At 73.2% G+C, this 19,729-nt stretch carries 18 protein-coding genes; 9 read left to right on the forward strand and 9 right to left on the reverse strand.

The genetic code is table 11. From position 1 onward, the window contains the following. Nucleotides 1–23: 23 nt before the first annotated feature. Together ACH35V_RS14715 and ACH35V_RS14720 are read right to left on the reverse strand one after the other, a co-directional pair. Nucleotides 24–1,397: an amidohydrolase family protein gene (locus ACH35V_RS14715; RefSeq protein WP_395972705.1), complete on the reverse strand. Its 1,374-nt coding sequence runs from the start codon at nt 1,395–1,397 to the stop codon at nt 24–26. Further along, on the reverse strand, nt 1,394–2,626 hold the full coding sequence (locus ACH35V_RS14720) for a CoA transferase (RefSeq protein ID WP_395972706.1): 1,233 nt from the start codon (nt 2,624–2,626) through the stop codon (nt 1,394–1,396). The genes ACH35V_RS14715 and ACH35V_RS14720 overlap by 4 nt, the downstream gene beginning before the upstream one ends. 14 nt (nt 2,627–2,640) lie before the next feature. On the opposite strand from ACH35V_RS14720, the gene ACH35V_RS14725 reads away from it, so the two are divergent. The 4 genes from ACH35V_RS14725 (at nt 2,641) to ACH35V_RS14740 (ending at nt 6,019) form a co-directional block, all read left to right on the forward strand. After that, nucleotides 2,641–3,696, forward strand: coding sequence for an enoyl-CoA hydratase/isomerase family protein (locus ACH35V_RS14725; protein WP_395972707.1), 1,056 nt, complete (start codon nt 2,641–2,643; stop codon nt 3,694–3,696). A gap of 131 nt (nt 3,697–3,827) precedes the next feature. Next, entirely contained in the window at nt 3,828–4,220 is a 393-nt protein-coding gene (locus ACH35V_RS14730; RefSeq protein WP_395972708.1) for a nuclear transport factor 2 family protein, read from the forward strand. A gap of 27 nt (nt 4,221–4,247) precedes the next feature. Next, nucleotides 4,248–5,096 (forward strand): LLM class flavin-dependent oxidoreductase, encoded by an 849-nt coding sequence (locus ACH35V_RS14735; RefSeq protein ID WP_395972710.1) that lies wholly within the window; start codon nt 4,248–4,250, stop codon nt 5,094–5,096. 92 nt (nt 5,097–5,188) lie between these two features. Continuing rightward, a complete protein-coding gene (locus ACH35V_RS14740; RefSeq protein WP_395972745.1) occupies nt 5,189–6,019 on the forward strand; it encodes an undecaprenyl-diphosphate phosphatase in 831 nt (276 codons plus the stop codon). Between the two features lie 79 nt (nt 6,020–6,098). Here ACH35V_RS14740 and ACH35V_RS14745 read toward each other — a convergent pair whose 3' ends face one another. Further along, nucleotides 6,099–6,581, reverse strand: coding sequence for a VOC family protein (locus ACH35V_RS14745; protein WP_395972711.1), 483 nt, complete (start codon nt 6,579–6,581; stop codon nt 6,099–6,101). Between the two features lie 196 nt (nt 6,582–6,777). Between ACH35V_RS14745 and ACH35V_RS14750 the strand changes: the two genes are divergently transcribed. Beyond that, nucleotides 6,778–8,085, forward strand: coding sequence for a pyridoxal phosphate-dependent aminotransferase (locus ACH35V_RS14750; RefSeq protein ID WP_395972712.1), 1,308 nt, complete (start codon nt 6,778–6,780; stop codon nt 8,083–8,085). A 45-nt stretch (nt 8,086–8,130) separates the two neighbouring features. Here ACH35V_RS14750 and ligD read toward each other — a convergent pair whose 3' ends face one another. Together ligD and ACH35V_RS14760 are read right to left on the reverse strand one after the other, a co-directional pair. Beyond that, a complete protein-coding gene (ligD, locus tag ACH35V_RS14755) occupies nt 8,131–9,081 on the reverse strand; it encodes a non-homologous end-joining DNA ligase (RefSeq protein ID WP_395972713.1) in 951 nt (316 codons plus the stop codon). Between the two features lie 63 nt (nt 9,082–9,144). Then, on the reverse strand, nt 9,145–10,611 hold the full coding sequence (locus ACH35V_RS14760) for a serine/threonine-protein kinase (RefSeq protein ID WP_395972714.1): 1,467 nt from the start codon (nt 10,609–10,611) through the stop codon (nt 9,145–9,147). Nucleotides 10,612–10,698: 87 nt separating this feature from the next. Here ACH35V_RS14760 and ACH35V_RS14765 point away from each other — a divergent pair, with 87 nt between their 5' ends. Continuing rightward, nucleotides 10,699–13,587, forward strand: a complete 2,889-nt coding sequence (locus ACH35V_RS14765) for an AAA family ATPase (protein ID WP_395972716.1) — start codon at nt 10,699–10,701, stop codon at nt 13,585–13,587. Nucleotides 13,588–13,594: 7 nt separating this feature from the next. Here the strand turns inward: ACH35V_RS14765 and ACH35V_RS14770 are convergent, their stop codons facing one another. Next, nucleotides 13,595–13,870 (reverse strand): sulfurtransferase TusA family protein, encoded by a 276-nt coding sequence (locus tag ACH35V_RS14770; RefSeq protein WP_395972717.1) that lies wholly within the window; start codon nt 13,868–13,870, stop codon nt 13,595–13,597. A 78-nt stretch (nt 13,871–13,948) separates the two neighbouring features. Further along, the gene (locus ACH35V_RS14775; protein ID WP_395972718.1) at nt 13,949–14,644 is read right to left on the reverse strand and encodes a carbon-nitrogen hydrolase family protein; all 696 of its coding nucleotides are present in this window, start codon (nt 14,642–14,644) and stop codon (nt 13,949–13,951) included. A gap of 203 nt (nt 14,645–14,847) precedes the next feature. Between ACH35V_RS14775 and ACH35V_RS14780 the strand changes: the two genes are divergently transcribed. Together ACH35V_RS14780 and ACH35V_RS14785 are read left to right on the forward strand one after the other, a co-directional pair. Further along, nucleotides 14,848–15,189: an STAS domain-containing protein gene (locus tag ACH35V_RS14780; RefSeq protein WP_131969176.1), complete on the forward strand. Its 342-nt coding sequence runs from the start codon at nt 14,848–14,850 to the stop codon at nt 15,187–15,189. Between the two features lie 164 nt (nt 15,190–15,353). Further along, entirely contained in the window at nt 15,354–17,456 is a 2,103-nt protein-coding gene (locus ACH35V_RS14785) for an alpha-1,4-glucan--maltose-1-phosphate maltosyltransferase (RefSeq protein ID WP_395972719.1), read from the forward strand. A 1-nt stretch (nt 17,457) separates the two neighbouring features. On the opposite strand, the gene ACH35V_RS14790 is transcribed toward ACH35V_RS14785, so the two are convergent. Continuing rightward, a complete protein-coding gene (locus tag ACH35V_RS14790; protein WP_395972720.1) occupies nt 17,458–18,345 on the reverse strand; it encodes an STAS domain-containing protein in 888 nt (295 codons plus the stop codon). 3 nt (nt 18,346–18,348) lie between these two features. Continuing rightward, nucleotides 18,349–18,690 carry a hypothetical protein gene (locus ACH35V_RS14795; protein ID WP_395972721.1) on the reverse strand — a complete coding sequence of 114 codons (342 nt, stop codon included), beginning with the start codon at nt 18,688–18,690 and terminating at the stop codon, nt 18,349–18,351. Between the two features lie 356 nt (nt 18,691–19,046). Between ACH35V_RS14795 and ACH35V_RS14800 the strand changes: the two genes are divergently transcribed. Next, nucleotides 19,047–19,729: alpha-amylase family glycosyl hydrolase (locus tag ACH35V_RS14800; RefSeq protein WP_395972722.1), on the forward strand; the 683-nt coding region annotated here is incomplete at its 3' end.

Below are 19,729 nucleotides of genomic sequence, written 5' to 3' on the forward strand. Positions count from 1 at the left end.
CATCGCAGCCGCGGCACCTCCAGTCAACCAACCGACTGGTAGATTACATCGCCGATCAGGGTGAGCCGGACGGCGTCGGCTGCCGGGGCCGCCAGCGCCGCCCGGGCCGGGACGTGCAGCAGGACCAGGTCGGCCGGGCCGCCCGGACGCAGCCGCCGCGGAACACCGCCCGGGTGCTCGGGAGGGGCGAGGTAGGCGTCCAGGGCCCGGCGCGGCGGCAGCCGTTCGGCCGGGTTGAGCGTGCGGCCGGACGCGGCGGCGATGACGGCCCACGGGTCGAGCGGCCCGTACGGGGCGTCGGACGACAGGGCCACCGGGACGCCCGCCGCGATGAGCGACCGGCAGCGGTAGAGGTCGGGATGCTCGTCCGCCGGGACGTCGCGCGCGTAGTCGCCGCCCCGGTCGGCGAGGAAGCCCGGCTGGGTGACGACCGCCAGGCCGAGGTCCGCGATCTCGCCGATCAGCTCGCGCGGGACGAGCGCGGCATGCTCGATCCGGTCGCCGGGGACGGACCCGGCCTCCCGCAGCGCCACCAGCAGCAGGACGAGCGCCTCACGGGTGACGGCGTGGACGGCGACCGGACGTCCCGCCGCGCGCGCCCGCCGGATCCGCCCGATGAGATCGCCCAGCGCGGGCAGCCCGGAGTCGGCCAGCACGATCTTCCACGGATCGCCCGCGCGGGCTGTGAGCGGGGCGCCGAGCAGGTGGACGCGCTGCGGCAGCGTCCCGTCCCGCACGTCGGCCGTGATCGCCGCGAGCGCGTCCGGGCTCAGGTCGGGTGTGGCGTCGGTCACGGCGGTGACGCCGAGCCGGGCGAGGTCGCGGCCGACGTCCGCCAGCCCCGGCGGCGCGCCGGGCGGGAGCCGTGATCGCAGCCAGTCGTCGGCCCGCCAGATCCGTCCGGTCGGCGCTCCGGCGGCGTCGCGCTCGATCCCGGGATGGTCGGCCTCGTCCAGGCGGACGGCCCGCGCGGCGCGGGTGTTCAGCATCCACATCGCGCCGCTGCGGTGCTGGACGCGGACCGGATGCCGGGAGCAGAGCCCGTCGAGGACGGCGCCGGTGAGGTCGCCCGCGACCGACTCGTGGTAGCCGACGCCGCGGATCCAGCCGTCCCGGCCGGGGGACGCGGCGGCGAGCGCGTCGGCCAGGCCCGCCCGGCTCGTCACGTCCGGCGGTCCGCAGCGGACGGAACGCCGCGCCGCCGCCAGCGCGTGCAGGTGCAGATGATGATCGACCAGGCCGGGCAGCAGCAAACCGCCCCGGCATTCGACGACCTCCTCCCCGGCCTCGCGGGGCACGGACGCGGCGATCTCCGCGATCCGCCCGTCCCGGACCCGGACGTCGGCGCGGCGGCCGTCGAGGAGTTCCGCGTCGCGCAGCAGCAACCGCCCGGTCATGGGACGGGGATCCGCAGTTCGCGCAGCACCTCGGCGGTGTGCTCGCCGCTGCGGGCGGCGCGTCCGGCGGGCGTCCGATGCCGGGGCGGCGCGACGGCGACCGGGCCGCCGCTCGTGTCCACGACCCAGCCGTCACCGCTGCGGCGCGCCGCCGGGGACGGCGACGGGCTCGGGTCGAGCGTGGCGGCGACGACGCCGGTCATGGAGATGTCGTGCAACGAGCCGGTCCCGCCGGGCGGCGAGGTGAGGGCGCGGGCCGCCGCGGTGAGCCCGGTGAGCGGGTCGGCGATGGCGTCGCCGCAGAACAGCGGGACGCCGCCGGGCTCGCGGGCGACGAGCCCGGCGCCCGCGGCGATGTCGTCCCCGAACCCGACGCGGTCGGTGGCCCGGCCCGCGGCGGTGATGGAGATCCAGGTCGTCCCGGCGGCGGCGGAGGCGTGCGCGTCCAGGCCGAAGCGGGCCAGGGCCCGGGGCCTGGACGCCTCGATCACGATGTCGGCCCTCTCGACCAGGGCCCGCAGCGCATGGCGGCCGGACCGCTCACCGGGATCGAGCACGACCGACCTGTGCCCGGCGTGCAGGAGCCGGTAGAAGCCGGGATGCCCGCGGCGTGCCCCGTCCGGACGCGCCGGGGTCTCCACCTTCACCACCCGTGCGCCGGCGAGGCCGAGCAGGTGCGCGCACAGCGGGCCCGCCCACAACGCGCTGAAGTCCACGACCAGCAGCCCGTCGACGGACCGTCCCCGCGCAGGCGGCGGCGTCGCTTCGCCGGACGGCGCAACCGAGGCGACCGGCCCCGCCGCCAAACCCAGCAGCCCGGCTCGTTCGGCCAGCTCCGCGCCCGTGTGCGTGCGCAGCCACGCTTCGACCGGGGGCCATACGTCGTCGTGCGGGAGTTCGGCGCCGATGAGCGCGCCCAGCAGCATCGGATCGTCCGGGCGGACGCACGACACCGCCGCCCAGCCGTCGGCGGTCGGCAGCAGGCGGCAGCCGCCCCCGGCCGACACCGAGCCGCGCCGCGAGGCCCCGGTGAACGCGGCCCGTTCGGCGAGCAGCGCGGCCCCGTCCACCTGGACCGCGCCGCCGGTCAGCTCGGCGACGCGCGCCGCCGCGACCCGCGCGTGCGTCGCGGCCCGGCCGGGCGGGACCAGCGGCGGACCGTCCGGCCGTCCGGTCAGCGCGACGGCCCCGCTCGCGGCCCAGTCGGCCGCCGAATCGGACTCGGTCATGGTCTACTGAGCCTATGGTTCCGGTGCCGACGACCGACCCGGCGGGGCTGGCAGCGGGCGCCGCGAGCCTCCCCCTCGTCGACGCCTCCGGCGACCTGGAGACGCCGCTGCTCGCCGTCGACCTGCGTCACGGGGCCGTCCCGGAGCACGTCCTCGGCGACGCGGTCGAACGCGCCCGCGACGGCGACCGGCTGCTGGTCGGAGTGACCGGCCATGACGTCGAAGCCCCGGCCACACGCGCCCTCGCCGAAGCCCTCGACCTCACCCTGACCGAAGGCGACGCGCACGACGACGCGCCGCTCGTCCCGGTGCCGGACGCGGAGGCCGCGCTCGCGGACGTCGCCGCCGCCGTGTCCGCGCATCCCCAGGCGGCGCTGGTGCTGGCGCGCCTGCTCCGCATCACCCCGGCCCTCCCCGTGCGGGCCGCCCTGGACGCCGAGTCATTCGCCTACTCCACGCTGCTCGGCGGCGCGGAGTTCGCCCGGTGGCTCGGCGCGCGCGACCCGCGTCCCGAGGCGCCGCCGGTCCCCGATCCGGTCCTGCTCGACCGCGACGGCGACCAGCTCACAGTGACCCTGAACCTGCCGGGGCGCCGCAACGCCCTCGGACGCAGGCTCCGCGCCGCGCTGATCGACGCGCTCGAACTGGCGCTCCTGGACGACACCGTGAAGCGGGTCGTGCTCGAAGGCGCCGGGCCGGTGTTCTCCTCCGGCGGCGATCTCGCCGAATTCGGCACCGCGCCGGATCCGTCCACCGCGCATCTCGTCCGGACGTCCGCGAGCCCCGGCCTGCTCGTCCACCGGCTGGGCGGGCGAGCCGAGGCCCGGGTGCAGGGGGCGTGCGCGGGCGCGGGCGTGGAGATCCCCGCGTTCGCGGCGACGGTCCGGGCCGCGCCCGGCACCACCTTCCGGCTGCCGGAGATCGGGATGGGGCTCGTCCCCGGAGCGGGCGGGACGGTCAGCATCCCCCGCCGCATCGGCCGCTGGCGCACACTCCACCTCGCCCTGACCGGCGCCCCGCTCGACGCCCCGACCGCCCTGGCCTGGGGCCTCGTCGACGCGGTCGCCTGAACCACGACGCGGTCGCCTGAACCACGACGCGGCCGCCTGAACCACGACGCGGCCGGTGGCGGACGGCGAGCGGCTCTGACAATATTCTTCTCGTTCACTAGTCAATAATCTGACTGTCGGGGGACGGGCACATGCATCCATTCCGAGCGGCCGCCGAGGCCGGCGACCACGAGGCGATCGAGGCCCTGCTCGCCGACGACGTCGTGTTCACCAGCCCGGTCGCGTACAAGCCGTATCCCGGCAAGGCCATCACGGCGGCGATCCTGCGCGCCGTCCTGCGGGTGTTCTCCGACATCCGCTACGTCCGGGAGATCGGCGGCGCGGGCGGCCGCGACCACGCGCTGCTCTTCGAGGCGAAGGTCGGCGACCTGGAGCTCACCGGCTGCGACTTCCTCCGGCTGAACGACAACGGCCTGATCGAGGACCTGACGGTCATGGTCCGGCCGCTGTCGGCCGCCAACGCCCTCGCGGCGGCGATGGCCGCGGAGTTCGAGCGGGTAGAGCGCGAGGCCGCCGCCGGCTGACCGCGGGCGCCCGGATAACCTGGTCCGGTGCGTTTCGGGGTGAACGTTCCTAACTTCGGGCCCGGCACCGACCCGGGCGTCCTCCGCCAGTGGGCGCGGACGGTCGAGGACCTCGGCTTCGACCTGCTGATGGTCTCCGACCACGTCGTCCTCACGCCGGACGTGAGGGCCCAGTACCCGCCGCCGTTCTACGAGCCGTTCACGACGCTGTCGTGGCTGGCGGGCGTCACCGAACGGGTGCGGCTCGGCACCACGGTGCTGATCGTCCCGTACCGGCATCCGCTGGTCACCGCCCGGATGGCCGCCAATCTCAACGACCTCAGCGGCGGGCGGCTCGTCCTCGGCGCCGGCGTCGGCTGGGCGCGCGAGGAGTTCGCGGCGCTCGGCGTCCCCTACGAGCGCCGCGGCGCGCTGACGGACGAGCACCTGACCGCGATCCGTGCCGCCTGGCGGGACGCCGACGACTACCGCGCCGGGGAGATCCCGATCTGGGTCGGCGGCAACAGCGACGCCGCGCTCCGCCGCGCCGTGCGCCTCGGCGACGCGTGGCACCCGCTGCACCCGGCGCTCCCCTGGCTCGGCGACGCCGTCGAACGCCTCAGGGCCATCGCCGGCGATCACGGCCGCCCGGTTCCCGAGCTGCAGCCGCGCATCGTCCTGAGCCTGACGCCGTCGCCGGTCACCGGCCCGGAGCGGCGCGCCGGCGAGGGCACCCTCGACCAGGTGGCCGACGACCTGGAGCGGCTCCGGCTGCTCGGCGCCGACACCGTCGTCCTCGATCCGTTCGGCGGCGACCCGGCCGAGACCCTGCGTCCCGGCGACGCCTGGGACGCCCTCGCCGCCGTCGCCGCGCGGGTCCCGGTTAACGCGCGGTGAAGATGTTTCGCGCATCGGACGTAGTGATCGGTTTCCCTTAGTAGGCTCGCCGCGGGCAGTCGCAGGTCAGGAGAGGAACCGGATCATTGAGCGTGATCAACGTCGGGCAGGCCATCGTCCTCGGGATCGTGGAGGGCCTGACCGAGTTCCTCCCGGTGTCCTCGACCGGTCATCTGAAGATCGCCGAGGGGCTGATGGGCATCCCGGTCGAGGACCGCGCCGTGATCGGGTTCACCGCCGTCATCCAGTCCGGGGCGATCGCGGCCGTCCTCGTGTTCTTCTTCACCGACATCCTCCGCATCGCCAAGGCGTGGGGGCGCGGCATCGTCAAGCCGTCCGAGCGGTACCACCACGACTACAAGTTCGGCTGGTGGGTGATCTTCGCGACGCTGCCCGTCGTGGCCGTCGGCGTCGCCGCGGACGACCTCATCCACGGCCCGCTCGCGTCGCTGTGGGTGGTCGCCGGGTCGCTGATCGGCGGCAGCGTCGTGATGTGGCTCGCCGACCGGTACGGCAAGCACAAGCGCGGCGAGGACGACACGTCCTTCACCGACGCGATGCTGATCGGCTCGTCGCAGATCCTCGCGATGCTGTTCCCGGGCTTCTCCCGGTCCGGCGCGACCATGTCGACCGGGCTGCTCCTCGGCCTCGACCGGGTCGCCGCGACACGGCTGTCGTTCTTCATGGGCATCCCCGCGCTGACCGGCGCCGGGATCTACGAGCTGCCCGGCGCGGTGGGCACGGGGGCGGGCACGCTGCCGCTGGTCGTCGGCACCGCCGTGTCGTTCATCGTGGCGTACGCGTCCATCGCCTGGCTGCTCCGGTTCGTGCAGCGGCACACCTTCACGTCGTTCGTCGTCTACCGGGTCGCGATCGGCCTGCTCCTGTTCGCCCTCCTCGGCGCGGGAACGCTGGACGCCTGAGCCCCGCATGGCAGACGCCACGAGGGGCATCGCGGCGCGATGCCCCTCGGGCCGGACGCCCCTCGGGGCCGTCCGCCGCTCAGCCGCCCGCGTGGGCCTTCTTCAGTTTGGCGATGTCGAGCTTGCCGACGGTCGAGAGCATCTCCTGGGAGGCGCGCTTCGCCTTCTCCGGGTCGGGGTCGCTCATCAGCTCGTACAGCACGGTCGGGATGACCTGCCAGGACAGGCCGAACTTGTCCTTCAGCCAGCCGCAGTAGGACTCCTCGCCGCCCTCGGTGAGCCGGTCCCAGTAGTAGTCGACCTCGGCCTGGTCGTCGCAGGGGATCTGGAACGAGACCGACTCGTTGAACTTGAACTCGGGGCCGCCGTTGAGGCCGACGAACTTCTGCCCGTTCAGCTCGAACTCGATCGTCATCACGGATCCCGGCTCGCCCCGGCCGCCCTCGCCGACGCGCTGGACGTCGCCGAGCCTGGAGTTCTTGAAGATGGAGACGTAATGGTTCGCCGCCTCCTCGGCCTGCCCGTCGAACCACAAGCACGTCGTCAGCTTCTCGTCGCCCATCGGTACCTCCCTGTATCGGATCGTTCTCAGCAATGCAGACCAGGCGCGTCCCGGAAACTCATCGGCCGGCGGACGCTGAACCCGGGCGGACGCTGAACCCGGACGGCAGCGGGGCCGTACCCCTGGGGCGACCCACCCGACACCGGACGCCGCCCTGGGCCGCGGCGGGCGTCCCCGCCGCGCGAGGAGCACATCCGTGTCATCGGACGCGATCGATCCGGGAGTCCTGCGCCGGAACGCGCACAGCCCGTCCTTCTTCGCCCTCCAGCGCGCCTCGTCCGGGCGGCGGGACCTGGTCGACTTCTGCATCCCGTGCAATCCCTACTTCCCGACGCCCGGGATGTTCTCCCAGCTCGCGGGCGCGATGGAGCAGATCCTGAAGTACTACCCGAGCGACGCCGACACGATCGCCGCCGAGCTGTGCGACACGCTCGGGCACAACCCGCAGACGGTGGTGATGGGCAACGGGTCGACGGAGCTGATCACCTGGATCGACCATCTGCTGGTCCGGGAGAGCCTCGCCACGCCGATCCCGACGTTCGGGCGGTGGACGGACCAGCCGCTGGAGACCGGCAAGCGCGTCGACATGTTCCAGCTCCACGAGATGCGCGGGTTCGAGCTCGACGTGGACGCGTTCGTCCACTTCATCCGGATGCGCGGCTCACGGGTCGCCGTCGTCTGCAACCCGAACAACCCCGACGGCGGCTACGTCCCGCGGCGCGAGGTCGCCCGGCTGCTGGACCTCCTCATCGACCTGGACCTCGTCGTGGTGGACGAGTCGTTCCTCGACTTCGTGGACGCCGAGCCGCACACCAGCGTCGCCGACGAGGCCCGGATCCGCCCCAACGTGATCGTCCTGAAGAGCCTCGGGAAGAACTTCGGGCTGCACGGCGTCCGGTTCGGCTACATGGTCGCGAACCCGGCGCTGGCGCGGACGGTCCGGTCGGCGCTGCCGAAATGGAACCTGAACTCCTTCGCGGAGGTCGTGGTGTTCCTCCTGCGCGAGCACGCCGCCGAATACCGGGAGAGCCTGCGGCTGCTGGTCCGCGACCGGCTGCTGATGTCGCAGCAGCTCGCGGGCCTGCCGGGGCTGAAGGTGTTCCCGTCCCAGGGCAACTTCGTCCTGGTGAAGCTGCCGGACGGCAAGGACGGCGTCGCGCTGCGCGACCATCTGATGGGGCGCCACGGGGTGTTCGTCCGGGAGTGCGGCAACAAGCTGGGGTCGTCGAGCCAGTTCGTGCGGCTGGTCGTCCGGCCGCAGAAGGACGTGCGGCGGCTGCTGATCGGGCTCGGCTCCTTCCTTTACGGAACCGCGTCCGAGGAGCCGCCCGACAACGTCGTCTCCCCCGGCCACGGCTGGGGCGAGGCCCCGGCGTCCGGCGCGGCGCCGGGCGGGGAGGCGGGCGCGACGGCGGCGAACCATTTCGCCGGGACGACGCCGCCGCACCGCGAGCCCGTCCCGCGCGAGCCCGTCCCGCGCGAGGACTTCCGGACCGCGATCTGAGGACCGCGGCCCGGCACGGCGGGGCGTCAGGTGTTCCGGCGGGCGTCAGGTGTTCCGGCGGGCGCGGGCCCGGCGCTTGCCCTCGTGCATGGCCTGGACGCGCGCGATCGGGATCGTGTGGCCCTCCGCGACCAGATCGTCGGGGAGCCGCTGCGGCGGCGGCATCAGCTCGCCCCACGGGTCGCGGTCGCCCAGCAGGCCGGCCGCGTTCCGGACGGTGAAGTCGCGCGGCGCGACGCCGTCGAGCTCGTCCCACGAGAGGGGGAACGAGACCGTCGCGCCGGGGCGGATGCGCGGGCTGTAGGCGGCGACGACGGTCGCCCCGGCGGCGCGGGTCGAGTCGAGGAACACCTTGCCAGCGCGGTCCTCCCGGATGAAGGCCGTCGTGGCGAGCGCGGGATCGAGGCGCTCGGCACGGGCGGCCAGGGCCCGGGTCGCGGCGGCGACGTCGTCCGCGGGCTGCCCGTCCAGCGGCACGAACACGTGCACGCCCTTCGCGCCGCTGGTCTTGACCGCGCCGCGCAGGCCGCAGTCGTCCATCGCGCGGCGCACCAGGTGGGCGGCCCGGACGACCGCGTCGAACCCGCCGCCCTCGGGCGGGTCGAGGTCGATGACGAGATGGGTCGGACGGTCCCACGCGTCCGCGAGGACGAGCGGCGGGTGGTACTCGACGGCGCGCTGGTTCGCGAACCACAGCAGCGTCCGGCGGTCGTCGCACAGCGCGTAGGAGACCTCGCGCTGGGACGTCTCCGCCCACACCGACACCGTCCTGACCCACGACGGCGTGTACTTCGGCGTGTTCTTCTGCATGAAGGGTTCCTGGCCGGGCCGCACGCGCTTGACCGACAGCGGCCGCCCGGCGAGCTGCGGGACGATGCGTCCGGCGACGGCGTCCAGGTAGTCGACCAGGTCGCGTTTGGTGGCGTCCGCCCCGTCGAACAGCGGCTGGTCGAGGTTCGTCAGCCGGACCCCGTCCCGTTCCTCTTCAGCGCTCACCCGCCCAGCTTCGCACGCCCGTCCGTCAAAACCACAGGGGCGCCGGAGGGTCTGGTCGAGTGCTCAGAGGGTCTGGTCGAGGGCGAGGTCGGCGGCGCGGCGCAGGGCGCGCAGGTCGGCGGCGCCGGCGTTCGGGGTCGAGCAGGCCGCCGAAGCGATGACGTTGCCCTTCCGCGCGTTGACCACGGCCCAGGAGTCCTTGGTGCGTCCGTCGCAGCTCTCTTCGCCCACTCCGGTGCGCGACGTGGGATCGCCGGTGCAGCCGAAGTCGGTGCCTCCGTTCAGGGCGTGGCGGGCCCATTCGACGCCGGTCTCCGGGTCGTCCGGCTTGTAGAGGTTGAGCTGGATCTGGAAGGTGTTCTTCGGTGGGAACCGGGCGGTCCCGAACGCGCACAAGCGCCATTCCCCGTACTGGTCCTTGTTTCCTTGCGGGATGCGCTTGCCGTTCGCGGCGCCCATGTCGGTCAGGACCTTCTTGCCGTCGCCGGAGTCGTACAGCGTGCAGGTGTCGGGGAGGGAGGTGGCGGTGACCTCTGTTTTCAGGAGCTGCCGTCCCACCAGGACGCCTCCGACCGCCACCGCCGCCACGACGGGCAACGCGATGGCCGGAACGAGCCACGGCCACACGCGCCGCTTGCGCGGCCAAGCCGCAGGAAGGGTCTGCGCCACCCGCGGTGCCGGTCCCGGCGGCGGGACAGGCGGCGGCACGAACGCCGGCACGGGCGTGAACGCGGCGTACTGGCCGGTCAGCCTGGCGACCAGCTCGGACGCGGCCGGACGGTGCGCCGGGTCCTTGGCCAGGCAGGAGCGGACGACGTCGCGCAGCCGCCCGTCCATGCCGGACAGATCGGGTTCCCCGCTCAGGATCTGGTGGAAGAGGGCCTGCATCCCGTCCCGCGCGAACGCCGGGCGCCCGGTCGCGGCGAACACCATCACCGCGCCCCACGCGAACACGTCGGCCGCCGCCGTGACGGGACGCCCCTCGATCTGCTCGGGCGCCATGTACGCGGGCGTCCCGATCGGCCCCTTCGTCAGCGACGACGTCATGTCCAGGGCGCGGGCGATCCCGAAGTCGATGATGCGCGGCCCGTCCGGTCCGAGCAGCACGTTGTGCGGTTTGAAGTCGCGGTGGACGATCCCGGCCGCGTGGACGGTCGCCAGCGCCGACGCCGTGTCGACGGCCAGCCGCTCCAGGGCCGCGCCCCGCCGCGGGCCCTCGGTCCGCACCGCGTCCTGGAGGGACGGCCCGTCCACGTACTCGCTGACGACGTAGGCGACGGTCTGGTCGAGCCGCACGTCGACGATCCGCACCGTGCAGGAGGGCGCGACCCGGCGGGCCGCCTCGACCTCCCGCTCCATCCGCCGCAGCGCGTCCCGGTCCAGTCCGCGCAGCACCTTGACCGCGACCCGCTCCCCGGCCGGGTCGCCGCCGAGGTACACCACCCCCTGCCCGCCTTCCCCGAGCCTGCCCATCAGCTCCCACGGGCCGACATGGCTGGGGTCGCCGGGCTCCAACGGCGTTGCGGACATCCGACTCCTTCACGGCGGGACGCTGGCGATCTCCCCTTTTACCGCATTCCGCACGGAGTGGGGCACGCTTGTACGGTGAACGCTCATGTGACGAGTCCCCTGTTCGTCGGGCGCGTCCGGGAATCGGCCGCGCTCGGCGACGCCTACCGCGCCGCGCGGGACGGGTCGCCGTCCGCGGTGCTGCTGGGCGGCGAGGCGGGCGTGGGGAAGACGCGGCTGGTCGGCGAGTTCGGGGCGCGGGCCAGGGCGGACGGGTCGCGGGTCCTCGTCGGCGGCTGCCTGGAGCTCGGCACCGAGGGGCTGCCGTTCGCGCCGTTCACGGCGGCGCTGCGCGGGCTCGTCCGGGAGATCGGCGTGGACGGGGTGCGGGACCTGCTCCCGCGGGGCGCGGGCGCGGAGCTCGGACGGCTGCTGCCCGACTTCGGCGAGGCCGACGCCGACACCTTCACCGGCGAGGCCAGGGCCCGGCTGTTCGAGCTGGTGCTGACGCTGCTGGAGCGGCTCGCCGCCGCCGCGCCGGTCGTGCTCGTCGTCGAGGACGCGCACTGGGCCGACACGTCCACCCGGGACCTGCTGACGTTCCTCGTCCGCAACCTGAGCGCGGGCGCCGCGCTGCTGGTCGTCACCACGTACCGGACGGACGAGCTGCACCGCACCCATCCGCTGCGGCCGCTGCTCAGCGAGCTGGAACGGGTGGAGCGGGTGCGGCGCGTCGAGGTCGCGCGGCTCGGCCGGGACGAGGTCGGCGAGCTGGTCCGCGGCGTCCTCGGCGACGCCGGGACCGTGCGGGTCGCGGCGGAGATCTTCGCGCGCAGCGACGGCAACCCGCTGTTCGCGGAGGCGCTACTCGGCTCGCGCGACGACCCGGAGCTGCCGGAGTCGCTGCGGGACCTGCTGCTCGGCGCCGTCCACCGGCTGCCGGAGGAGACCCAGGAGATCCTGCGCGTCGCGGCGGGCGGCGGCGCGCGGATCGAGCACGAGCTGCTCGCCGCGGTCGCCGGGGTGGACGAGCGGGCGCTGACCCGCGGGCTGCGCCCGGCCGTCGCGTCCAACACCCTGGTCGTGGACGGCGACGGGTACGCCTTCCGGCACGCGCTGATCCGCGAGGCCGTCCACGACGACCTGCTGCCCGGCGAGCGGACGCGGCTGCACGTCCGGTACGCGGAGGTGCTGGAGGCGCGTCCGGAGCTGATGCCGGCCCGGCAGCGGATGATCACGCTCGCGCACCACTGGCACGCGGCGCACGAGGCGGGCAGCGCGCTGGCCGCCGCGTGGCGGGCGGCCGGCGAGACGCACAAGGCGCTCGCCTACGCCGAGTCGCTGCGGATGGCGTCGCGCGTGCTGGACCTGTGGGACCGGGTGCCGGACGCGGCGGACCGCATCGGCGTCCCGCACGCCAAGGTCATCGAGAAGGCCGTCACGCTCGCCGACCTCGCCGGGGAGCCCGACTTCGGGATCAGGCTCGCCACCGCCGCCCTCGCGGACACCCGCGGCGGCGCCTCGCCCGCCGACCCCATGCGCACGGCCCGCCTGTACGAGCGGCGCGGCCTGATGGCGATGCGGCTCGGCCGGGACGAGGCGATCGACGATCTCCGCGAGGCGGCCCGGCTCGCGCCCGCCGACCCGCCGAGCCGGACCCGCGCCCGCGTCCTCGCGACGCTCGCCTACCAGACCCACGCGCTGCCCGGCATGCGGGACGAGGCGCTCGCCGCCGCCGAGGAGGCCCTGTCCGTCGCGCGGGCCGTGGGCGACGTCCCGGTGGAGATCCACCTGGACCTCTGGTTCGCGTGGGACGACCTGTTCCGCGGCGGCGGCGCGGAGGAGTTCCTCGCGCGCGTCGAGCGGGCGGCCGGCCGGGCCGAGGAGGCTCGCGCGTTCGAGCCGCTGCTGCGGGCGCTCACCAACCGGTCGGACATCCTGGAGATGGCCGGGCGGTCGGCGGAGGCCACCGAGGTCGCCGCGCTCGGCGTGGCGAAGGCGGACGAGTACGGCCTCGCCAGGACGACCGGGACGTTCCTCGCGTTCAACACCGCCGAGCCGCTGATCTCCCTCGGCCGCTGGGACGAGGCGCTCGCGGTCATCGACCGGGCCGTCGCGCAGGACCCGCCCGCGCTCATCCGGGGCAGCCTGAACTTCCTCGCCGGCGGCATCGCGGCGGACCGCGGCGACCTGGACGCGGCGGAGCGGGCGGCCAGGGCGGCCCGGCGGCGGATCCCGCACGGCGCCGCCCGCCGCGCCCAGGACCTGTTCCCCGTCTGCCGCCTCGACGCGCTGATCGCCCTCGGACGCGGCCGCCCCGCGGACGCCCTGGAGGCGCTCGGGCCCGTCCTCGACGATCGCGGCCTGCCGGACGAGTCCCGCTATGCCCTCCCGGGACTCGTCGTCGCGGCCACCGCCTGCGCCGACCTCGGCGACCCGGGCCCGCTCGCCGCCGTCCGGGCCCGTGCGGACGGGATCCGCGTGTACGGGCCCGTCCAGGAGGCGCACCGGCTGACGTTCCTCGCGGAGGCGGCCCGCGCCGAGGGCGTCCTCGACCCGGACGCGTGGGACGCGGCGGTGAAGGCGTGGGACGCGCTCGCCCGGCCGTATCCGCTCGCGCTGGCGCTGACCCGCGCGGCCGAGGCGTCCGCCGGCCACGACCGGGACGGCGCCGCCGCGCGGCTCCGGCGCGCCGCCGCCATCGCCGGTGATCTGGGGGCCGTCCCGCTCCGCGAGCGCGTCGACCTGCTGGCCCGCCGCGCCCGCGTCGACCTGGGCGGCGCGCCCGCGTCCCGGCCCGGTCTGGGCCTGACCCCGCGCGAGGCGGAGGTGCTGCGGCTGGTCGCCGAGGGCCGCAGCAACCGCGACATCGCCGAGGCCCTGTTCATCTCCGCCAAGACGGCGAGCGTGCACGTGTCCAACATCCTAGCGAAGCTAGGCGTCTCCACCCGCACGGAGGCGGCGGCCACGGCCCACCGCCTGCGCTTGTTCGACTAGCGCCTGGTCAGCGGGGTCGCCAGGGGGATTCCGGGGAGGTCGGACGGGGGTCGGCGGCCACCTGGAGGGCGTAGGTGGGGCGTTCGGCGGCGTCCAGCGGGCCGAGGTAGGCGTGACCCGTCAGATGGCACCAGGCGGGCAGGTCGATGGGGGCCGCCGGATCGATGGCGATCAGGTGGATGACGGTGCCGGGGGCCAGACCGGCGATGTGGCCGCGCAGCTCAAGGAGGAGCCGCACGCAGGAGCGGTCGCCGCCGTCGATCACGACTGGGTCCGAGCTCATTCCCTCTCTCCCGGTCCGGTTCTTCGCGAACCTAGCAGTGACTCGGGAGAAATTTGGAACTAAGGCACGATATAGCGGTCAGAGCAGTGCGGCGCGGGCGAGCGCGCCGGGTTCGGGTCCCGCCTGGGCGACGACGAGGCCGTCCGGGGTGCGGATGCTGGAGTGCCCGGCGGCCGGGTCGTAGCCGCCGCCGGCCCGTCCCGCGAAGCTCGCGAAGGCGACCCAGACGCCGTGGGCGGTCGCGGCGCGGTGGGCGCGCTCCTCCACGACGGCGGGATCGTCGTCGCACACTCCGGCGAGGTAGGCGTCGATGCCCAGGGCGGCGGTGTCGGCGAGGTGCTGCGGGACGCCCGTGTCCTTGCAGATGGCCAACCCGAAGCGCCTGCCGTCAACGGTGATGACGGCGGGTTCCTTGCCGGGCTGGAAGCGTTCGGCTTCGGCGTCGCCCAGGTTCATCTTCCGGTAGGCGACGGTGACGCCGTCGGCGTCGACGCGGAGCATCGCGATGTGCGAATCGACCGGGGCACCCGCCAGGGCGACGGCGCCCGACTCCGCGCAGGCGTCGACCAGGGGCGTCAGGCGCGGGTCGGCGGGTTCGATGTTCTCAGCGCCGAGTTCGTATCCACTCAGGGAAAGCTCAGGAAACAGGACCATCCTGGACCGTGCGGCGCGGATCGTTCGGGCGTGCACGGCGACGTTGGCCTCGACGTCGCCGGGCGTGCAGGGCGGCTGGGCCGCGGCCAGGGTCAGCGGCACGGGCGGCGGCACGGGCATGCGGGCCTCCAAAAGCGACAAATCAGGATCAATAAACGATGAACGGGATCGTCGGTGATATGGGTGATCGACGTCCTAGACTTGACCGCTTCTTTCAGGTTCCGTCCAGGTTCGGGGCTTACAGTCGCAGTGAGGTACCCCCCGCTGTCATCCAGGTGAGGAATTCGACTTTGGGGCGGACCATGGATCTCGGAGTGGCACGAGTGGAGATCACGGATACCTGCGGAACGCTGACGTTCCCGGACGAGGTGGACGTGAGCAACGGCGAGGCGATCCTCGAGCAGGCCATGCGACTCCTCGACTCCGGGACGCCGGCCCTGATCCTCGACCTGACCGGCTGCACGTTCTGCGACTCCAACGGGCTGAACGTGATCACGCGCTCGCAGGTGCGGGCCACCGAGCTCGGCGTGCCGATGTGGGTGGTGCTGCCGTCGCGCGGCATCGTCCGCCGGGTGTCGGACGTGGCGGGCCTGCAGCGCCGCGTCGCCATCGCACCGGACGTGACGACCGCCCGCGAGGCGCTGGCGGCGTCCGCGCACACCTGAGTGGCACGCTCCACCATGGCGTGGCCGCCCTCCTGAAGCCCGCCGTGCGGCGACAGGCGATCTCTTTGCATGATCTTGTGATGGCGCTGATGGCCGGGACTTGCGGACGGGGCATGGATGCCTAGGACCGACGGGCGCCGAAGATCGGGAGCGGGAGCGCACACATGCAGGTGAAGCTGGAGGCGGAGCTCGGCCGTATTCCGATCCTTGAGGTGTCGCCGGTGGTGGGGTGCGGCCGGTGGCCGGCCAAGGCGGTGGTGGGTGAGTCGGTCGTGGTGTCGGCGACGGTGTTCCGTGAGGGGCATGAGCGGTTGGGTGCGGCGGTGGTGTTGCGGACGCCGGAGGGCGAGGAGTTGCCGGGTGTGCGGATGAGCGAGATGGGCGAGGGTTTGGATCGTTGGTCTGCGGTGGTGACGCCGACGGAGATGGGGTCGTGGTCGTTTCGGGTGGAGGCGTGGGGTGATCCGATCGCGCATTGGTGGCATGACGCGCAGATCAAGGTGCCGCGGGGGCAGGACGTCGAACTCATGCTCGCCGAAGGCGCCGCACTGTTCACGCGCGCGGCCGAGGCCGTCCCCGGCAAGGACCGGCCGACCGTGGAGCGGCTCGCGAAACGTCTCGGGGACGAGACCGTCCCGGTCACCGACCGGCTGGACGCCGTGGACGACCCGGACGTCGAGGACATTCTGGTGCGTCATCCGTTGCGGGACCTGCTGACCCTCAGCGACTGGTACCCCCTCACCGTCCACCGCCAACGCGCCCTCTACGGAGCCTGGTACGAATTCTTCCCCCGCTCCGAAGGCGCCACCTTGGACCCCCTCGGACGCCGCGGCCCCACCTCCGGCACCCTGCGCACCGCCACCAAACGCCTCCCCGCCATCGCCGACATGGGCTTCGACGTCATCTACCTCCCACCCATCCACCCCATCGGCACCACCTTCAGAAAAGGCCCCAACAACACCCTCGACGCCGGCCCCTACGACCCAGGCTCCCCCTGGGCCATCGGCTCCCCCCACGGCGGCCACGACACCATCCACCCCGACCTGGGCACGCTGGACGACTTCGACGCCTTCATCGACCACGCCGCCTCCTGCGGCCTGGAAGTCGCCCTCGACCTGGCGCTGCAATGCTCCCCCGACCACCCCTGGGTGAGCCAGCATCCCGAATGGTTCACCACCCGCACCGACGGCACCATCGCCTACGCCGAAAACCCACCCAAGAAATACCAGGACATCTACCCCCTCAACTTCGACCACGACCCCGACGGCCTCTACGACGAGGTACGGCGCATCGTCCGGCACTGGATGAACCACGGCGTACGGATCTTCCGCGTCGACAACCCCCACACCAAACCCATCGCCTTCTGGGAACGCCTCCTCGCCGACATCGCCGCCACCGACCCCGACGTCCTCTTCCTCGCCGAAGCCTTCACCCGCCCCGCCCTCATGCACACCCTCGCCAAAATCGGATTCCACCAGTCCTACACCTACTTCACCTGGCGCAACTCCCCCCAAGACCTCCGCGACTACTTCACCGAACTCACCGGGCCCGCCGCCGACTACATGCGCCCCAACTGCTTCACCAACACCCCCGACATCCTGAACCAATACCTCCAGCACGGCGGCCGCCCCGCCTTTGAGATCCGCGCCATCCTCGCCGCGCTCCTCTCCCCCACCTGGGGGATCTACGCCGGTTACGAGTTGTGCGAGAACACCCCGGTGCGGCCCGGCAGCGAGGAATACCGCGACTCAGAGAAATACCAGTACCGCCCCCGCGACTGGGACACCGCAACCCGCACCGGCACCACCCTCGCCCCCCTCATCACCCGACTCAACACACTCCGCAACACCCACCCCGCCCTCCAACAACTCCGCAACACCCACTTCCACCACATCGACCAACCCGAACTCCTCGCCTTCTCCAAACGCCACCTCAACGACACCGTCCTGACCGTCATCAACCTCAACCCCCACCACCCCCGCGAAGCCACCCTCCACCTCGACCTACCCGCCCTCGGCCTCCCCAACGACCCCGAACTGGCCTACACCGTCACCGACCAACTCGACGGCGCCACCTACACCTGGACCCAATCCAACTACGTCCGCCTCGACCCGCACACCAAGCCCGCACACATCCTGACGTTCGAGAACGCGGACGACGGACGTGTGCGGGCCGGTGAGAACCGCGACCCAAAGCGGACAAGGGCGGCGGCGACCCCGACAAGGAAGAAGAGGAAGGCCGCGAAGAGTCCGGGCAGCGGCAGCTGAGTCAGACGGGCTCGGCGGCGGGCAGGCGGTCCTGGATGGAGCGGCACCCGGTGAAGACCGAGCCGAGGCCCTCGCGGTCGATGACCTCGCGGAGCCTGGCGGGCAGCGCCGGCAGCGCGAGGCAGCCGCCGTCGGCGGCGACGCGCCAGCGGATGCCGAGCAGGATCGGCAGCGGGTCGCAGCGGACGCAGAGCCGGTCGTGCATACGCACCATGAGGTGGCGCAGGTTCCCCTCGACGAGCTTGGTGAGCGTCTCCCCGAGCCGCGGCACCGTGACCTCGTCCAGCATCCCGGACAGGTGGACGACGGTGTGGTCGCCGTCGCCGGCCGCCGTCGTGGTGATCATGAGTTCGGACGGGGCGGGCGGGTTCGGCGCGAGCCCGGCGTCGCCCGGGTGCAGGGCCCGGATGGCGTCCAGGACGTGCGTGGTGTCGACGTCTCCCGCGCCGCCGTCCGGGGCGGGCGCGGCCGTGGCGGACGCGATGTCCGGGAACACCGGGACGAGCTGCGCCAGGCCGGTGAGCTGCAGCGCCTGCCGCACGTGGGCGGACGGCCCGGGCACGACGGCCCGCAGCGCGCAGCCGAGCAGCTGCGCGCGCGTCTCGGCCCGGGCCAGCAGGACGAGCCCGGCCGCGTCCAGCAGCACCGCGTCACCGAAGTCGACGACGACTCCCCCGCGCGGACCGCCGGGACCGCCGGAGCCGCCGGAGCCGCCCGCGCCGTGACGCCGTCCTCGCGGCGGGGCCGCGGCGGCGGCGAGGGACAGCGCCTTGCTCACCCCTTCCCGGATCCCCGCGTAGTTCTGCCAGCTGATCTGCGCGGGCAGGCTCAGCACGATGAACCCTCGCCGGGTCTCGATGCTCAGGCCCGGCACGGTCGTGTCCTTCATGTGTCACATCCCGATCGGGGTTCTCGTGGCCGCGCGGGCGGGCCGGGGCGAAGCGGTGGCGGTGGCGGTGGCAGCGGTCAGGGCGGGAGCGTGGGAGCCGGGCGGACGCGATACGGGCCGCTCGTCCGGATGGCCGTCCGGATAGCGGCCGCCCCGGACGACGCCCGTCAGCCGGGACGCCGCGAGGCGTTCGATGATCCGCTCCTCGGGCCGCACCCCCAGATGGGCGCAGCAGCACCACAGGTCGTCCACGCAGCGGCGCACGTTCTCCGCCGGAACATCGGCGAAGCGAACGCGCAGCCGCGCCACGAGCTCATCGCGCGTCGGTACGACCGATGGCGACATCTCCCAGCGCTCCACTGTCCCTCCGATCGCTTGCGGACGGTCGTATTCCGTCCGAACTGAGCAGAACCCGCCGGTCAGGCGGGTTCTGAGCTTGGAGGCGACCTACCCGGGGCATGCGCCGGAAAAAGCGACGAACCTAAAAACACGGACATGACACAACCGTCGCGCGGCAAGTATTCGGGCCGCCCGCGGCGTGGGGCATGGCGCCCGCCGCGACGGGCCTCCCGGGCCCGTCGCCGACACGATGCTCACGGAGCGTACTGAATCTTTTACGGATGGTTGCCAGTCGTGAACGTCCTGGGCGCGGGCTGCGGGCATTGCTGATCTAGATGTCTCCAACACACCCGGGGTGGCCCATGCACGGACAGCCGAAGAACCTCACCTGCACCACGCCCGACCAGGTCACCGCGCCGGGGACGGAGACCGAGGCGCCGGGGACGGAGGCCGGGGCGCCGCAGACCGGGGCACGCGAGGGCGGTGCGCCTTCCGTGCGGCCCGTCCCGGACGGGTTCAACCCGGAGACGCCGCGCACGCCGCACTGGTTCAAGACGGCGGTGTTTTACGAGGTTTCAGTGCGCGGGTTCGCCGACTCCAACGGCGACGGATACGGAGACCTGCGGGGCCTGATCTCCAAACTCGACCACCTGCAATGGCTCGGCATCGACTGCCTCTGGCTGCTCCCGATCTACCAATCACCGCTCAAGGACGGCGGCTACGACATCGCCAGCTACACCCAGATCCTGCCGGACTTCGGGGAACTCGGGCACTTCGTGGAGTTGATCGAGCAGGCGCACGCCCGCGGGATCCGGGTCATCGCGGACCTGGTCATGAACCACACCTCCGACCAGCACCCCTGGTTCCAAGCCTCCCGCACCGACCCCGACGGCCCCTTCGGCGACTTCTACATGTGGCACGACACCGACACCAAATACCCCGACGCCCGCATCATCTTCATCGACACCGAAACCTCCAACTGGACCTACGACCCCACCCGCGGCCAGTACTACTGGCACCGCTTCTTCTCCCACCAACCCGACCT

Origin of the sequence: Actinomadura sp. 1N219 (assembly GCF_044326405.1) — a bacterium.
Lineage (GTDB): Bacteria > Actinomycetota > Actinomycetes > Streptosporangiales > Streptosporangiaceae > Spirillospora.

What these genes read in the sequence shown, in the direction of transcription:
- ACH35V_RS14775 (WP_395972718.1), bottom strand. Translation starts at nt 14,644, where the DNA reads ATGCCCGTGCCGCCGCCCGTGCCGCTGACCCTGGCCGCGGCCCAGCCG.
- ACH35V_RS14730 (WP_395972708.1), top strand. Translation starts at nt 3,828, where the DNA reads ATGCATCCATTCCGAGCGGCCGCCGAGGCCGGCGACCACGAGGCGATC.
- ACH35V_RS14720 (WP_395972706.1), bottom strand. Translation starts at nt 2,626, where the DNA reads ATGACCGAGTCCGATTCGGCGGCCGACTGGGCCGCGAGCGGGGCCGTC.
- ACH35V_RS14760 (WP_395972714.1), bottom strand. Translation starts at nt 10,611, where the DNA reads ATGTCCGCAACGCCGTTGGAGCCCGGCGACCCCAGCCATGTCGGCCCG.
- ACH35V_RS14785 (WP_395972719.1), top strand. Translation starts at nt 15,354, where the DNA reads ATGCAGGTGAAGCTGGAGGCGGAGCTCGGCCGTATTCCGATCCTTGAG.
- ACH35V_RS14770 (WP_395972717.1), bottom strand. Translation starts at nt 13,870, where the DNA reads ATGAGCTCGGACCCAGTCGTGATCGACGGCGGCGACCGCTCCTGCGTG.
- ACH35V_RS14745 (WP_395972711.1), bottom strand. Translation starts at nt 6,581, where the DNA reads ATGGGCGACGAGAAGCTGACGACGTGCTTGTGGTTCGACGGGCAGGCC.
- ACH35V_RS14715 (WP_395972705.1), bottom strand. Translation starts at nt 1,397, where the DNA reads ATGACCGGGCGGTTGCTGCTGCGCGACGCGGAACTCCTCGACGGCCGC.
- ACH35V_RS14795 (WP_395972721.1), bottom strand. Translation starts at nt 18,690, where the DNA reads ATGTCGCCATCGGTCGTACCGACGCGCGATGAGCTCGTGGCGCGGCTG.
- ACH35V_RS14790 (WP_395972720.1), bottom strand. Translation starts at nt 18,345, where the DNA reads ATGAAGGACACGACCGTGCCGGGCCTGAGCATCGAGACCCGGCGAGGG.
- ACH35V_RS14725 (WP_395972707.1), top strand. Translation starts at nt 2,641, where the DNA reads ATGGTTCCGGTGCCGACGACCGACCCGGCGGGGCTGGCAGCGGGCGCC.